Origin of the sequence: uncultured Odoribacter sp., assembly GCF_937966165.1 — a bacterium.
In the GTDB taxonomy this organism is placed as follows: domain Bacteria; phylum Bacteroidota; class Bacteroidia; order Bacteroidales; family Marinifilaceae; genus Culturomica.
The window spans coordinates 34,641-50,661 of the sequence record NZ_CALCLB010000026.1 but is presented as its reverse complement, the minus strand read 5'-3'; the positions used below and the strand labels follow the sequence as shown (position 1 = coordinate 50,661).

The following is a 16,021-nucleotide window of genomic DNA, read 5'->3' as shown; positions in this document are numbered from 1 at the left end:
ATATCATAAGTTAAAGGCTGTAACGGGATTGTATCTTTCCGGAAATATTTCCCGATCTTATGTGTTTCCCCATACACCTTTAAACTATCGTAATCCACAATATAATCAAATGTTTTATGGTAATTCCCCTCATGGGCTTTCCGGGAAAATTCATAAGGTAAAAAGTCATCCGGATTAAAATGTGAAGTCAAGGTATCCCTCAGTTTAAAAACCCAGTCCCAGGAAGGCAGAGAGGTGCCAATAGCTTCCAACTCTATAGCTCCCGTATACTTCTCCGAGGGAGAAACCGTAAATTTTACTGTTCCGGCCCTCATCCAGAATATTCCCCAGTTGTAATATCCACTATATACGAGTTCTTCGATAGGAGCAGGTTTTTGCTGTGCCCGGACGGGCATAATCATATATAAAATGAGTGTTATAAAAATCAGTTTTTTCATTTCCCGTTTTTCTATTAATCTTGAACTCTTGCAGACTGCGAATTACGATTCTTCAGCGAATTTCTTTGTCTATTAGTATCGTCTTCCCGTATGGCCTTCTGGGCTCCCCCGCCTGAACGGTCTTTCCGCCCCGGCTTTTTGTCTTCTTCCTTCGCTTTTCCTTCTCCACCCCGGTAGGAGCTATTCAAATCAAATTCCTGTTCTACATCAAAATTTTGTTTTACATTAATTTCTATTGGTAAATAGCGGACTTCTTCCGGTTGAATACCTTTCAGATAAAGTCCGGTATCCCATTCCCCATTCCCGTTAGCATCCAGAATAGCCCTTAACTTATACTTGCCTTCGCGTAAATAATCAAACGTAATTTTACTGTCCTTATCTACGATTTTTTGATCTAAAACGTTAAATGTTTTCTGCCCATTTTCATCTTTTTTACTATCTGGTTTATATAATTGTAATATTACTTGTCCATGTACTCCTTTTAAAGTCACCATTAACTTTCCATACGTTTCGTAAGCCCGAATCTTAAATTTCTTTTCTACCCGTTCATTGATATGACCGTATATATCTGAAATGGCTGCAGAATCAATTGTGAGCTCATATTCTTTTTCCGGTTCCCAAGTCTTTTCTAAATAAAACCGACGGATCTGTGTACTGTCTTGCCGGAAGGTAAAATCTGTAGGTTGATAAACAGTATCCACTTTTTCCGCCAGCAGGATGTGTTCCCTGATATCCATTGTCACAGGACGATCAAATTCCAGGGTAATTCCTTTATTCAAATCATGGTCCTGTTCAACACCGACATTGACCTGTAAAAATTCAATTTTCGGCTTTTCTTCTTCTTTCTTTTTCTTCCGTCTGGAATTTTTACCTTTATCCTTATCCGTATACACCAGTTTTACAGTATCCAGGCGATTTACAAACATTCCCGTACTATCCGTTCTCAGATAGGACAACTGCAGTTTTAATGTATCCCGTTTATAAATTGTAGAATCCTTTATCCAAAGCCGGATCGTATCCCTACCGGGCGAAACTTCCGGAAAATACCATTTATCCGTCACGACGGTATCCATCAATTCCAGACTAAAATCATTTTCCCCCGGGATACTGAATGTAAAATACAGCAATTCCCGTTGTTTCCGGTTATTATCCGTCATATACAGTTGTGTCAATTTCTCCTTAAACATCCGCAAATACAAATTATTCGGTCCGAAAGCATTGTAAGACCTCACGACCAGAGAATCCCCTCCCAGCGTATCCACCCGCGTAACAGGCATGACAACCGGACGAACCAGACTATCCAAGAAAGCAAACTGCTCTGCTTCCGGTGTATATTTCATATCCCGGTTATCATCCATAACTGCCAATACTTTATAATCCGCTTCCTTCAAATTTGTCAAACGGAAAAAACCGGAGCTGTCAGTACGGGCAAGATAATCCGGTATTTGTAGGAGAGGTAGCGAATCCCGAGGATCCGAATAAAGAAAAACATATGAACCGATTACCGGCTCATTTGTCTGGGCGTCTACCACATTTCCACTTAATTCTAAGGTATCAAGCGTATTTCCCGTCGAAAATACATACCGGTAATAGCCCAAAGGATTCCCTTCATTATTGTCTACAATAGCATCGGCAAAATCTAAACTATAGGTAGTATTCGGACGCAAAGAATCTCCCAATTCCACTATAATATATTTAGCTCTCAACCGGACCTGCGGTTTTTTTGCCATGGGAGGAGAAATAATGAATTTTTCCTGAATATTCTTTAATTGTACAAATTCATCAAAATAGATATTGACACTTTTCTTCTTAAAATCCTTACTAAAAGAAGCCGGAACTTCTGCAATAACCTTTGGCGGAGTAGTATCTTTCGGTCCTCCTTCCGGATAACCTTTATTGGCACAAGAATGTAATATTATACTGATAAATAATGCTCCCAGGCAAACCAGACAGACCGAACGATAACTGTTCCTATTCATATATCTCCTTCTTATTTCAAACAACCATTGAATCAACAAAGTTAAAAAAAAATGTCAGTATTAAGGGTTACGAAATTATAAAGTTATAGATTCAAAAAAACAAAGAAATAAAGAAAAGAAAATCTTCTCCTTCAGAGCCATGTCCGCCCCAGACATCCCAAACTAAAACGGACATTTCCAGCCTCCGCCAAAGTCGTAACACAGGAATGCATAGTTGCTCCCGTAGTAATGACGTCATCTACAATCAGCAAGTGTTTTCCCTGAATCAAAGTCTTATCTTTCAGAGCAAAAATATTTATTACGTTTTTTTGCCGTTCCGCCGGATTCATTCCGGTTTGAGAAACAGTGTTCCGTATCCGGATGATAACCCGGTCATAAACGGGAACATCCAAAACAGCTGAAATCCCCAGAGCTATTTGTAAAGACTGATTATATCCTCTTTTCCGTTCTCTTTTCGGATGCAGGGGAATAGGGATAATTCCCTGTATATCCGTCTGATTACCAATTTTCTCCCCTAACATTTCTCCCAGATAGATGCCTAACTTTTTTCCAGAACGGTATTTTAAGGCATATACTAACTTCCGGTAATTACTATATTTATTATAATAAAACAGAGAATAGATCTTTTCCGGGCGGCAGGCTCCTTCAAAAGTCTCCCAAACAGCTGTTTCTGTCTGATAAGATGAATCTGTAAACGGGAAATCAGCCAGACAAGAAGAACAAATATACACCTCCCCTCTTACCAAACCACATCCGCAAACCACACACAAACGGGGAAAAAATAAATCGGCCAGTGCAGATCCAAAAGCCGTTTTGATTTTCATTTTAAATTTTCAACCTCACGGTTTTCTCTTTTCATTTCATAGCATTTTATCCACGCAATTTCCATCTGAGCAGTCGTATTATCAATTGACTGTCTTTCATCTGATCCGATACTGAAAACGACATACATAGGTACGGCCGGAATGTCTTTTATCACTTCTTTAACAACGGCATCGTTTATTTTCCATACCATTTTTTCAGGAGTCCATTCCAATGAAAAAATATAAAAGTCTTCCGTATACTTTAAACCGCTCAATAATTGCAGCGTATTTTTTTTACCTTTTCCTGAAGCAGGCACATTTCCCATATAAATACCCTCCTTACACCCTTTCATAATTTCGATGCGGGGCAGGCCTGACTCGCTTCTCAACTCAAAACACTGTTCAACAGAAAAATTTGTCAATCTTATTTTTGCTTCAAATTTCCCGTAACACTGGCAAAAAGAAGAAGCTGAGCTCAAACGGGCTGCAGTACAAGTATATTTATTCTTGCTGATTTCCCCCTTTTCATTTCTATAATATCCTCCGACAGCCTCATTGCGGAAATTCAATACTACAGAATTATCTGTAAATTCTAAATTTTTTTCTGTATATAATTGTATTTCATTTCCATTCTCAAATTCTTTAACAGAAATATTCCGAATTCCCTTTTCAGAAACGGACCACTTTTTCCGATCCCATTCCTTACGGGTAAAATTGTCTTCAAATACTATATTCCATTGGCACATATTCTGAAAACATTCGTCCGTACTCAGCAAAAAATACCGTATAATATCGGGGCGGTTCTTTAAAAGCTCATATTCGCACCATAATTTATAATCTTCCGTCGACTTATATCTATTTCTGTCTAATAAAAAACGTTTTTCCTGTCTGAATTTTTCAGACTCTATATAAGTTTTCAATTTTTCGAATTCATCCGGTAAACCACTGTCTTTAATTTTAAGATAATAGACAAATTTACGCTTCCCTTCCAAAGTAATCGCTTCTTTTAATACTTCTCGTTTTTCTAATTCTTTATATTCTGCGTATTCCTGCGGACAGGATCTTCTGGTCAGATTTCCCCTGCGCACCCTATCCCGCAACTCTGCATAGCGGATATATATTTTAGATTGTTTGATTTTCAAATAATTCTTTAATTCTGCAGATTTGTCAACTAAATAATAAGCCCGGAGTTGAGGCGATTTAAGCAAGCTCTTGTACTTTTTTTCCAATTGGTAACTCTCACTTTCCCGATAGATCAAATGTTCTATCTTTTTACGCCTCTCCCGAAAATCTATATTATTTACATACCCTTCTAGCTCGCAATAACGCCTTAAATCTGTGCTTTCCTTCATTCGGGAATAAACACTAAAATCATCCTGAAATACATTTCGTTGAATTTCAGCTTCCCGTGTACTACGAATTTTTTTATTATTTAAACATATACTCATAATACCGATTGCATATATACTACAATACGAGTCTCACTTATTTCAAACGGCATTACGATCTTTTCATCTACCATGCAGCTTAACTCAAAATAGTAAATACCCTAATTAATTTCTGTAATTTTTATAACACACAAAAATTCGTCCAGAGAGACGTAAATCAATATAACAAAGTTAATACAATAATTTTATATTTAATATCTAAAATTTCATTATTTCTTATAAACTTATCAAAATTTAATTTTTTTACAATATAATATTGTTAACTTAATAGATATAAAATCTACCAAATTTAGTAAAATAAATTAAATAAAAACAATATTATATAAACCTTATGAGAAGGATGACAAAAATCAGAAGGGAAACTGCTGTCTTTTTTATGTATTCACCGCTAACTCCATGCTTACTTTATACAACTAAAAGAAAACTGAAATGCGATTTACCGAATTAAGGGTAAAAAATTCTGACTTTTCAGCGAACAACAGCAATAAACTTTTTCCGTCAAAAAGGAAATGAATCTCCTTTGTCTGTTTTTATCAGGCATTCAAACTTTGGAGCATAAACCCAATTCAATATTCTGCCATTTTACTATACCATTGCAAACCACTAATTTTATAGCCGGACTATTGTTTAACGAAATGGTAAGTAATCGTACCGGCCTGAAGCAAAACGGCATCCGGCCGTTCATTGAATTTAGAACGTAAAGCTGCATCTACAGCAACCTCATAAAGGCAATCGTCTTGTTCCGATAATTCCCGGACCACCTCCGCCCGTTGTACAATTCCTTTCCGGTTCACAGCAATATTGACCACCACTTTTCCTCCGAATTCGCATTTAAATACAGGTATGGGTAAAAAAAGGGCATAGCGATTTTTCAAATTATAGGAAACACTGCTTGCCCCTGAATAAAAAGTGGATTTTAAAGAATCTAATATCTGTTCACTTTTATCCCGTTGGTGACGAAGGCTATCCTGTTGGTAGTGTTTATCTCTTTTTTTACCATAACGACCGGAATATTCTTCATTTTCCAATTCTTCTCTTATCTCTTCTATATATTTCTGAATCTGTGAGGACCGGTTGTCTTTTTTTACATTCTCATTTACAGCAATAGAACGTAGCATTTGTTCCACTTCTTCAATGGAAGTTTTTTTTCTTATTTCTTCCTGCCGCTGCTTTTCTTCCAGTATTTTTTTTATTTCTTCTTCCGGGGGAGAAATAAGTTCTATTTCAGTATCCTGAGACATTTTCATTTGAGAAATTCCTATACTCAATAAAAAAATGGCCAATAGCAGGTGAAAAATCAAGGTACCCATAATACCTGTTTTATGAGCATAAAAATTATGTTTGATATAATCCTGAAGTTTCATCTGCTTTTTATATAAAAATTACGTCTATTCAAAACGGATGGCTTTTATGGGCTTGATTTTCGAAATCAACATAGTCGGCACGATCAACATGCTTATCGAGATGATCAACACACCTAAATTCAGCAAAATCACATACCCTATATTAAAATAAACAGGCACTGTATCCATATAATAATTCGCCGGATCTAAATGTACGAGTTGAAAATACTTCTGTATTCCAGCAATCAGAAAAGCTAAGCCATTTCCCCAAAGCATTCCTTTACCAATTAACCCCACAGCTAGGTACAGAAATAACTTTCTCAAACTAATATCCTTATATCCCAATGCTTTCAATATCCCAATCAGAGACGTTTTGTCTAATATCAAAATTAATAATCCGGACACCATATTAAAACCGGCAACCACTACTAAAAGAATTAAAATAATCCACACATTGGTATTCAGCAAATCCAACCATTCGAATAATTGGGGCATACTATCATAAATAGTGGTTACCTTGTAAAAGGTATCCGTATTTTCCCAAGGTATCCGTTCATCTATTTTCTGTTCCGCTATAGGTAATAAATCCATATTCTTCAATTCTATGGATATCCCGGACACCTCTTTGGCACTCCATCCGTTTAAGCGTTGTAAATGCCGGATATCACACAATACAAACACCCCATCATATTCATTAAAACCAGTATCATATATCCCCTTAATAATAAAAACCCTGGCCCTGGGAGGGTCCTGTACAAAATGTGCCGTCACTTTATCCCCTACTTTCAGATTCAAATAATCCGCAATAAGAGAAGAAAGTAATATTTCATTAGACGGAGAAACGGTGTGAAAATCCGGAAATTCTCCCTCTTTTAAATTATTGACAAAAAAATCTTCCGTATAGGTGGAATCTACTCCATGCAATACAACTCCGTGTATCTCCTGTTTACTCTTCAGAATCGCCGGTTTCGTCACATATACATAAAGATCTTTTACTTCCGGCAAATCCTGAATGGACTGCAACAAAGTGTCAGACGGCTGTATTTTCTCAGCAGTATAAGAACCGACACTTCCATAAGATCCGATATCTAAATGCGCTGAAAATCCGGTCAGTTTATTCGTAATCTCTTGTTTAAAGCCAGTGATAATAAAAATGGAAAGCAACATAATACAAACACCCAAAGCAACTCCCACCAAAGCGATTCGGATAATAGGCACAGACACCGCATTTTTCTCACGGCCGCTCAACAATCTCCGGGCTATAAACAATTCCAAATTCACTCGCTAATTTTTAATAATTTTTGGCACCGTATCTATGATTCGTAAACGATGTCTGTTTACAAGACTTTTTCAAAACGGATATACATTGCCTGTACAAAATTAAAGGAAAAACTAAGAAGTAAAAAATAAAACTTTAGAAATCCGGCCAGCTTTCTTTAGATTTATACACCTATTTTAATTATTTAAAATTAAAATGCGCAAATCACTATGTTTTTTCAAGAAATTTATCTAATATTGTTTCAAAATGTAAGTAACTATCGTTAAAACCATGCAAAACAATATTATTGATCAGCAACTCTTAGAAACTAAATTGTCAGAGTCGGCTATACACGATATGCAAGATGCTTCTATCCGTGATGTAGTAAAAGTAGCCAATCTTTTAGAAAAAGCAAGCGGGTATTCTTTTATCCGTATGGAAATGGGGGTTCCGGGTCTTCCTCCTTCCCGTATAGGCACAGAAGCTGAAATTGAAGCATTAAAGCTAGGTGTGGCACAATTCTACCCGATGTTGGAAGGTTATCCTTCCCTGTCGGAAGAAGCTGCCCGTTTTATACAGAATTTTATAGACATCCGTATACAGCCAGCCCACATTATTCCGACCGTAGGAGCGATGCAAGCTTCCTATACTGCTTTTATGGCGCTGACAGAGTGCAACGAAGGACAAGATACCGTACTTTTTATCGATCCCGGATTTTCTGTACAGAAAACACAGTTGGAAGTAATCGGAAAACCTTATGAAACATTTGATATTTTTGAATTCAGGGGAGAAAAATTACGTGCTAAACTGGAAGAATATCTGACAAAAGGGAATATCTGCGCAATCGTTTACAGTAATCCCAATAATCCGGCCTGGATTTGTCTGAATGAAGCAGAATTACAAATTATTGGTGAATTAGCCAATAAGTACAACATCATCGTTCTGGAAGACTTAGCTTATTTTGCCATGGATTTCCGGAAGGACTTGTCCCATCCGGGCGTTGCTCCTTTTCAGCCGACTGTAGCCAGATACACCGATAATTACATCCTGATGATCTCCAGTTCGAAGCTCTTCAGCTATGCCGGACAACGCTTAGGACTTTTATGTGTGTCAGATACATTGTATGCTAAGAAATACCCGCATTTAAAAAAACGGTATAAATCGGAAGAATTGGGTTATACTTTGGTATACAAATTAATTTATACTCAAACGTCCGGAACAGCACATTCCCCTCAATATGCAGTTGCAGCCATATTAAAAGCAGCTAATGAAGGACAGCTGGATATTTTAAAAGAGGTCAGGGAATACGGACAGAGAGCACATATTATGAAAACGCTTTTCCGGGAAGCCGGATTTGAAATTGTCTACGATAAAGACGGAGAAGAGCAAATCGGTGACGGTTTTTATTTTACCATTGGTTATCCGGGTATGAAAGGAGGGGAATTGGCGAAAGAATTACTTTATTATGGCATTTCCTCTCTTCCTTTAAAAGGCTGCGGCAGCAAGCGAGAAGGCCTGAGGGCTTGTGTATCTCAGGTAAGTCTGGATAAAATGGAACTACTAAAAGAACGGTTGGACCGGTTCAAAAGAGATCATGGGTACTAAACTTTCTCCGGAAAGGACAAAGAAGAGGATACAAAATAGCAATTATACAAAAAGGGAAGGGTGACTTGCACATCCTTACTTATCGTGTGCAAATATTCGTTTTCGAAACAAATAAAAGCTTTCATTTTTTGTACAATTGATTTAAAAATGTAATTTTATACCCCGTAATTAGTTACAATAACTAATAAAAAGGGAAAAGTATTATTATAATTTATAACTTTTTAAGATATGGCAAAATTCAGAGGAGCAATCGTTGTGGACAACGAAAAATGCAAAGGATGCGGTTTATGCGTCGTAGCGTGCCCGACGAAAGTAATTGATCTCAACCCCAATGTAAACGGCAAAGGCTATCATTATGCCTATATGAAGAATCCGGAAGCATGTATTGGTTGCGCCAGTTGCGGTCTGGTATGTCCCGATTCCGTCATCAGTGTATATAAAATGAATGTAGAATAAAAATAAAAACTACCGGAAATGGCAGAAGTAAAATTAATGAAAGGTAATGAAGTAATTGCCGAAGCAGCTATCAGATGTGGTTGTGATGGTTATTTTGGTTACCCCATTACCCCGCAATCGGAAGTTATGGAAACGCTCATGGCGCGTAAGCCGTGGGAAGAGACCGGAATGGTCGTTTTACAAGCAGAAAGTGAATTAGCCGCTATAAATATGGTATATGGCGGAGCAAGCTGTGGGAAAAAAGTAATGACCTCATCTTCCAGCCCTGGTATCAGTCTGAAGCAAGAAGGACTGACTTATATTGCAGGCGCTGAGTTACCTTGCCTCGTTGTTGACGTGGTAAGAGGAGGTCCTGGTTTAGGAACGATACAACCCGCTCAAAGTGACTATTTCCAAGCCACAAAGGGAGGGGGACATGGAGATTATCATTTGATCGTATTGGCTCCGGCTTCTGTACAAGAAATGAATGATTTTGTAGATTTAGGATTTGAACTCGCTTTTAAATACCGGAATCCGGCCATGATTTTAGCGGATGGAGTCATCGGACAGATGATGGAAAAAGTACAATTATCCCCTTATAAACCGAGATGGACAGAAGAAGAAATTGAAAAAATTTCAGGCAGCTGGGCATTGACCGGTAAAAAAGGCAGAGAACGGCACATTATCACTTCTTTGGAATTGGATGCACATCGTCAGGAAGATTTTAATAATAAACTACAGGCGAAATACAGAAAGATTGAAGCCAATGAAGTCCGTTTTGAAAAAATCTTATGCGAAGATGCAGACTATCTGATTATTGCTTATGGTTCAGCTGCCCGTATTTGTCAAAAATCTATCGAATTAGCCCGTGAAGCAGGTATAAAAGTCGGGTTATTGCGTCCCATCACCCTCTATCCTTTCCCCACTAAGGCGATTGCTGAAATGAGCGGACAAGTGAAGGGCATGCTGGCAGTAGAAATGAGTGCCGGACAAATGGTGGAAGACGTTCGTCTGGCTGTAAACGGTCGTGTAAAAGTAGAACATTACGGAAGAATGGGTGGAGTTGTGCCGACTCCCGAAGAAATTGTTGAAGCGCTTAAAAACAATTTTGAATTGTAAATTACAGGTTTTCAAAACACTTTCGCAATAGTTTACAATTTGAAATTTTAAATTTTAATTCTATGATTGATATTCAAGACATCATAAAACCAGAGAACCTTGTATATGAAAAGAGTTCTCTTCTGACCGACAATGTGATGCACTACTGTCCGGGATGTACGCATGGGGTAGTTCATAAATTAGTCGCCGAAGTTATTGAAGAACTGGGTATACAGGAATTAACCATAGGTGTATCCCCGGTAGGTTGTAGTGTATTTGCCTATAACTATATCGACATCGACTGGGCAGAAGCTGCTCACGGACGGGCTCCGGCTGTTGCAACCGGAATCAGCCGTTTACATCCGGAAAAATATGTTTTCACTTATCAGGGGGACGGGGACCTTGCCTCTATCGGATGCGGAGAAATCATGCATGCCTGTAACCGGGGAGAAAATATCGTAGTCATTTTTATCAACAATGCTATTTATGGTATGACCGGCGGTCAAATGGCTCCTACCACTTTATTGGGACAGGTTACGGCAACCACTCCTTACGGACGGGATGCCAAACTGAACGGTTTCCCCATGAAGATTACAGAACTGATTGCCCAACTGGACGGAACTTGTTATGTCACCCGTCAAAGTGCAGATACCCCGGGAGCCGTAAGAAAAGCTAAAAATGCAATCAAAAAAGCTTTTCAAAATACCCGTCTGCAAAAAGGAACCTCTTTTGTAGAAGTAGTGAGTACCTGTAATTCCGGCTGGAAAGTTAATCCGGTAGAAGCTAACAAGTGGATGCGTGATAATATGTTTAAAAAATATCCGTTAGGAGATATCAAAGATATCTGATCGTTTATAAAGTCAAAAGGTGGAAAGCAGTAAACAGCTTTCTCCTTTCAGTGCTTTATTGACTTCAAAAACCTTATAAATTTAAGTATATGACAGAAGAAATTATTATAGCAGGCTTCGGAGGACAAGGAGTACTATCTATGGGAAAAATCCTTGCCTATTCCGGAATTATGCAAGATCAGGAAGTTTCCTGGATGCCTTCCTACGGACCGGAAATGCGTGGAGGTACAGCCAATGTCACAGTAATTATCAGTGACGAACGCATTAGTTCTCCTGTATTGACCCGTTTTGACACCGCCATTATCCTAAACCAGCAATCTATGGATAAATTTGAGCCCCAGGTTAAACCAGGCGGGACACTGATCTACGACCCGAATGGTATTACTCACCATCCGACCCGGAAGGATATCAATATCTATCGGATTGAAGGCGCACGATTAGCTGCAGAAAGCGGTAATCCTAAAATTTTTAATATGATTATTTTAGGGGGATTCTTAAAAGTAAAGCCCATTGTAAAAATTGAAAATGTAGAAAAAGGATTACAAAAATCATTACCGGCAAGGCATCACAACTTAATCCCTATGAACATTGAAGCCATACAAACGGGAATGGAACATATAGAAACAGCTAATCAACTATAAACTTCTCTTACCTTACGAAAAAGAGTGGCGGGAAATTTCAGCCACTCTTTTTTCATATCCTTTTAATTAAAACGGTAGGCAGCCTTTCGCATTTCCCGTTGAGATTTAAACGGACGGGAAGGTTTTAAATACTTTTCCAGGTATTTATAAATCGAATACCGGATCTCCGTAGCTTTTCTGGTATCTATCCGGTCAAAAGAATGCCCACCGGGAGCTTCCTGAAAAATCTGGTAATCGAACTTTTTCCCGGAAGCTTTTAAAGCCCGTATCATGTGTTCCACCTCGACTACATTTACATCATCATCTGAAGTATTGGTATGGATTAACACGGGGTCTTTCAGCTTCTCCGCATTCCAGACAGGAGAACGCCTTTTATATTCCGCCATATTATCCCGCGCAGTCTTTCCAATATGATCAGAAAAAATTTTCCGGTAATGGTCCGTAGCATACCCCATGCGTGCAATGACATCGCATACCGGAACACCGGCAAAACCACATTTATACTCACCCGGATAAGTACATAAATTCATCAGCGTAATCATCCCTCCGTGACTCCATCCCATGATCCCGATACGTTCTTTATCCACACAACTGTAATTTTCTACCATATAATTCCGGCTTGCATACACATCCTGGTTTTCCAGGCCCCCATAATCAATATTCTGATAATAACTATTCCCATATCCCGTACTTCCCCGATATTCCGCGGCCACAACAATATACTCCTGAGCCATCAGTTCCCGTATTATATGCGCATAATAAGTGGTAAAATCAGAATGGACCCCACTGTGGGCAAATACAATCAGAGGATATTTTTTCGAAGGATCTATGCTTTTAGGTATAAATACATACGACCAGAATTTCAAGGGATTATCCGCACCCATGGCAGTCGGATTGGGCTTATTGGCTTTAGGAGGCCCACATAAATAAACTTTATCGATAAAGGCTACATCCCCTACTTTTTCAAACCACAATACATCATCCACCTTTTTCATCACTTCATCAAAAGAATGCCGCATACCCTCATTGGACTTCTGCAATTCTTTCAATTGTTTAAAAATTTCATTTTCCTGCTGGGCAAAGGCCGGCAATAAACCCGCTAATAAGAAAACGCAAATACCACAGATATATCCTGCATATTTCATACGCATACATTTTAATAAGACAATTTACAAATATAAAAATTAAATTCTTTTAAAGAAAAATAAGCATAAGACCTCTTCTAAAAAAAATTCCGGTTCTCTGACAGCTGTATCCCTCAGAGAACCGGAAATTAATTTCCCGTATTACTTATTCTAATTTATCATTACAACCAGATATTTAGTTTGTTTCCAGAAGGCATTCTCATCTTTTACTGTCAAACTCAGCATGCCATCTTCACCAGCTTCCAAAGCGTAAGACTCTTGCGGATGAACAGACAATACTTTTGCTTTTTTGGAATTTAGAGGAATGGATTTTACTTCTCTGATATCAATATTTTCAAAGGGAGCTTTCTCCACCTGGGCAGAAACAATCGGCGGACAGAACAATCCCTGACGGCTGATGACTTCAGCTTCTTTCAGTAATTTCCGGGTACCCACCAGATAATGCCCTTCATGAATAGCCATGTCTTGTTCGGTAATCGTCATTTTCTGACTGGCTTTTTCCTGATTTAAATTTTCTACATTTTTATTCAATTCTGTAATTTGTCCTTCCTTTACAGCCAATTGTTTTTGAGACTCTGCCAACTGGGAATTGATTTCATTAATTTTCTGTGTTTTTTCTTCCAGTTCTCCTTTCAGGTTCTCAATTAATTTTTTGAATTCAGCAGACTGACGCCGATTTTTGCCTTCCAATTTCTGAATCTGCGTTTTGTAATTTTCAATTGCTTCTGAAACAGCCTGAATATCATTTTTCAACTGTGCTACTTGCTTTTTCGTTTTATTATTCGTTTTTTCTCCCGATTCAATTGTCAACAATTTTTCTGCCTCCCGGATAGACTGCATACCCGCTGAAATATCATTTAAATCGGCAAACAAACCTTCCATTTCAGTAGTCTGACTGTTATAAGCCATTTGCAAGGAATCCATCTGTGATTGTAGTGACTTATATTTCTGTGAACTTTCCACGCAACTTCCGAATAAGAATAGGACGCTTATACTCCCTATCCAAAAAATACTCTTTTTCATAATTGTCAATTTTAAGTGTTAATTAAAAAATGCGAACTTGTGCTTTACTTTTAATTAATCAATTTGTATACCGAATTTGGCACAAAAAACTAAAAACCTATAAATCAATTTTTTAAAAAATATTATAGTTTTTTAATTGGGGAAATTGGGGACTTCTGATTCTCCTTACTGGGGAATTATTCCCCATAAAAAAACCTGCTACTTTTCTTCCCTGAAAGCTAAAATCCAAGACAATATCCTAAATTTTATCTTTATTTCGAAAAGTAGCAGAAAAATTTACTTATGAACAGATCCTATTTCCGGTAATCATAAAAACCGATTCCGGTCTTCCGCCCCAGCAAATTAGCCCGTACCATCTTTCGTAAAAGAGGATGCGGACGATATTTGGAATCACCGAATTCCTGATAGAGCACCTCCATAATAGCTAAACAAACATCCAAACCGATCAGATCGGCCAAGGCCAATGGCCCCATCGGATGGTTAGCTCCCAATTTCATAGCTTCATCAATTTCTTCTTTAGAGGCCACTCCGTCAGCCAGAATTCCAATCCCTTCGTTAATCATGGGGATCAAAATCCGGTTGGCAACGAATCCCGGGGCTTCGTTGACGCTTACAGGCACTTTATCCAATTTCTTAGCGATTCCGATCACCTGATCGTGAACTTCGGGTGCAGTAAGCTGTCCCCGGATCACTTCCACCAACTTCATGGCAGGCACGGGATTAAAGAAATGCATGCCTATCACCTTATCCGGACGGGAAGTCACAGCAGCCACCTGAGTCACAGACAAAGAAGAAGTATTCGTGGCCAGAATGGCTTCCGGCTTGCAAATACGATCCAGTAATGTGAAGATTTCACATTTAATTCCCATATCCTCCGCTACGGCTTCCACAACCAAATCAGCATCCCGGCAATCTTCATACGACATTGTATCGGTGATAGCTCCCAAAATTTTCTCCTTTTCAGTTGCTTCCATTTTTCCCTTTTCAACCATACGGGAAAGATTTTTTTCCATTGCTTTATGAGCTTTTGCCAAAGAAGCCTCTGAACGCCCTTTTAGTAAAACCTCAAAACCTGCCTGAGCAAAAACCTGGGCAACTCCGTTACCCATTGTACCTGTACCAATTACACATATTTTCATAAGCTTACGGTTTAAAAGCGGTGAACCACTAATGTCCTCCCTATTGAACTTTATTATTTTTTCTTTTCTAAAAAAGCCTTCATCTGAAGCTTTTGTTCTGTTGTCGCAAAACAGAGCCCGAAATAAATATTTTCAAAAGCTATACCGGTATCGATATCGGTCTCAATTCCTCTGTTAATTGCTTCCTTGGCGTATTTTAAAGCCAGAGGCGGACGGGAAGCAATCACCGATGCCATTGCTTTCGCTTCCGGCATTAATTGATCGGGTTCCGTCACTTTATTTACTAAACCGATCCGGAAAGCCTCTGTCCCATCGATAGGTGTCCCTGTATAAATTAATTCTTTTGCTTTTCCCAAACCGACTAAACGAGGCAAGCGCTGAGTACCGGAAAAGCCGGGTATAATACCCAAGCCTACTTCCGGCTGCGCAAATTTAGCCTTAACAGAAGCGATCCGGATATCACAAGCCATTGCCAGTTCACATCCCCCACCTAAAGCATAGCCATTCACAGCTGCTATGACAATTTTTTCAGACAATTCAATTTTACGGAACACTGAAGCTCCCAAATAACCGAAAGTCCTTCCCTCCTCTGCATTCAAATTACTCATTTCTGAAATATCAGCTCCGGCCACAAAAGAACGCCCCGCACCTGTAAGAATAACCACAGTGATCGTTTTGTCGGCTTCCAGCTCATCGAAAACATTTCCCAATTCTTTCAATAAGGCAGAATTTAAAGCATTCAATGTCTCCGGATGATTGAGGGTCAGCAAACATACAGGTCCTTGTCTCTCTTGCAAAATATATTTATATTCCATTTTC

Annotated in this window: 15 protein-coding genes; 5 read left to right on the top strand and 10 right to left on the bottom strand. The window is 38.6% G+C overall.

What is annotated here, in order from left to right:
- The 6 genes from Q0465_RS10865 to Q0465_RS10840 form a co-directional block, all read right to left on the bottom strand.
- Positions 1 to 437: DUF3108 domain-containing protein (locus Q0465_RS10865; RefSeq protein WP_298616116.1), on the bottom strand; the 437-nt coding region annotated here is incomplete at its 3' end.
- 14 nt (positions 438 to 451) lie between these two features.
- Entirely contained in the window at positions 452 to 2,416 is a 1,965-nt protein-coding gene (locus Q0465_RS10860) for an Ig-like domain-containing protein (protein WP_298616114.1), read from the bottom strand.
- Positions 2,417 to 2,547: 131 nt separating this feature from the next.
- Positions 2,548 to 3,240, bottom strand: a complete 693-nt coding sequence (locus Q0465_RS10855; protein ID WP_298616112.1) for a ComF family protein — start codon at positions 3,238 to 3,240, stop codon at positions 2,548 to 2,550.
- Positions 3,237 to 4,667 carry a family 16 glycosylhydrolase gene (locus Q0465_RS10850; RefSeq protein ID WP_298616110.1) on the bottom strand — a complete coding sequence of 477 codons (1,431 nt, stop codon included), beginning with the start codon at positions 4,665 to 4,667 and terminating at the stop codon, positions 3,237 to 3,239. Before Q0465_RS10850 ends, Q0465_RS10855 begins: the two co-directional genes overlap by 4 nt.
- Before the next feature lie 620 nt (positions 4,668 to 5,287).
- On the bottom strand, positions 5,288 to 6,031 hold the full coding sequence (locus tag Q0465_RS10845; RefSeq protein WP_298616108.1) for an energy transducer TonB: 744 nt from the start codon (positions 6,029 to 6,031) through the stop codon (positions 5,288 to 5,290).
- Positions 6,032 to 6,055: 24 nt separating this feature from the next.
- Positions 6,056 to 7,291: an ABC transporter permease gene (locus Q0465_RS10840; protein WP_298616106.1), complete on the bottom strand. Its 1,236-nt coding sequence runs from the start codon at positions 7,289 to 7,291 to the stop codon at positions 6,056 to 6,058.
- Between the two features lie 268 nt (positions 7,292 to 7,559).
- Here Q0465_RS10840 and Q0465_RS10835 point away from each other — a divergent pair, with 268 nt between their 5' ends.
- The 5 genes from Q0465_RS10835 to Q0465_RS10815 all read left to right on the top strand — a co-directional run bounded on the left by Q0465_RS10835 (position 7,560) and on the right by Q0465_RS10815 (position 11,895).
- Complete coding sequence (locus tag Q0465_RS10835) at positions 7,560 to 8,873, top strand: pyridoxal phosphate-dependent aminotransferase (RefSeq protein ID WP_298616104.1); 1,314 nt, start codon at positions 7,560 to 7,562, stop codon at positions 8,871 to 8,873.
- A 228-nt stretch (positions 8,874 to 9,101) separates the two neighbouring features.
- Positions 9,102 to 9,329, top strand: coding sequence for a ferredoxin family protein (locus Q0465_RS10830; protein WP_298616102.1), 228 nt, complete (start codon positions 9,102 to 9,104; stop codon positions 9,327 to 9,329).
- A gap of 18 nt (positions 9,330 to 9,347) precedes the next feature.
- The gene (locus Q0465_RS10825; protein ID WP_298616100.1) at positions 9,348 to 10,427 is read left to right on the top strand and encodes a 3-methyl-2-oxobutanoate dehydrogenase subunit VorB; all 1,080 of its coding nucleotides are present in this window, start codon (positions 9,348 to 9,350) and stop codon (positions 10,425 to 10,427) included.
- A gap of 62 nt (positions 10,428 to 10,489) precedes the next feature.
- A complete protein-coding gene (locus Q0465_RS10820) occupies positions 10,490 to 11,254 on the top strand; it encodes a thiamine pyrophosphate-dependent enzyme (protein ID WP_298616097.1) in 765 nt (254 codons plus the stop codon).
- 89 nt (positions 11,255 to 11,343) lie between these two features.
- The gene (locus tag Q0465_RS10815) at positions 11,344 to 11,895 is read left to right on the top strand and encodes a 2-oxoacid:acceptor oxidoreductase family protein (protein ID WP_298616094.1); all 552 of its coding nucleotides are present in this window, start codon (positions 11,344 to 11,346) and stop codon (positions 11,893 to 11,895) included.
- 62 nt (positions 11,896 to 11,957) lie between these two features.
- Here the strand turns inward: Q0465_RS10815 and Q0465_RS10810 are convergent, their stop codons facing one another.
- The 4 genes from Q0465_RS10810 to Q0465_RS10795 all read right to left on the bottom strand — a co-directional run bounded on the left by Q0465_RS10810 (position 11,958) and on the right by Q0465_RS10795 (position 16,017).
- Positions 11,958 to 12,914, bottom strand: coding sequence for a prolyl oligopeptidase family serine peptidase (locus tag Q0465_RS10810; RefSeq protein ID WP_298616121.1), 957 nt, complete (start codon positions 12,912 to 12,914; stop codon positions 11,958 to 11,960).
- 276 nt (positions 12,915 to 13,190) lie between these two features.
- Positions 13,191 to 14,063 (bottom strand): hypothetical protein, encoded by an 873-nt coding sequence (locus Q0465_RS10805; protein WP_298616093.1) that lies wholly within the window; start codon positions 14,061 to 14,063, stop codon positions 13,191 to 13,193.
- Between the two features lie 293 nt (positions 14,064 to 14,356).
- Positions 14,357 to 15,202: a 3-hydroxybutyryl-CoA dehydrogenase gene (locus tag Q0465_RS10800; RefSeq protein ID WP_298616091.1), complete on the bottom strand. Its 846-nt coding sequence runs from the start codon at positions 15,200 to 15,202 to the stop codon at positions 14,357 to 14,359.
- Between the two features lie 53 nt (positions 15,203 to 15,255).
- Positions 15,256 to 16,017, bottom strand: coding sequence for an enoyl-CoA hydratase-related protein (locus tag Q0465_RS10795; protein ID WP_298616087.1), 762 nt, complete (start codon positions 16,015 to 16,017; stop codon positions 15,256 to 15,258).
- Positions 16,018 to 16,021 lie beyond the last annotated feature (4 nt).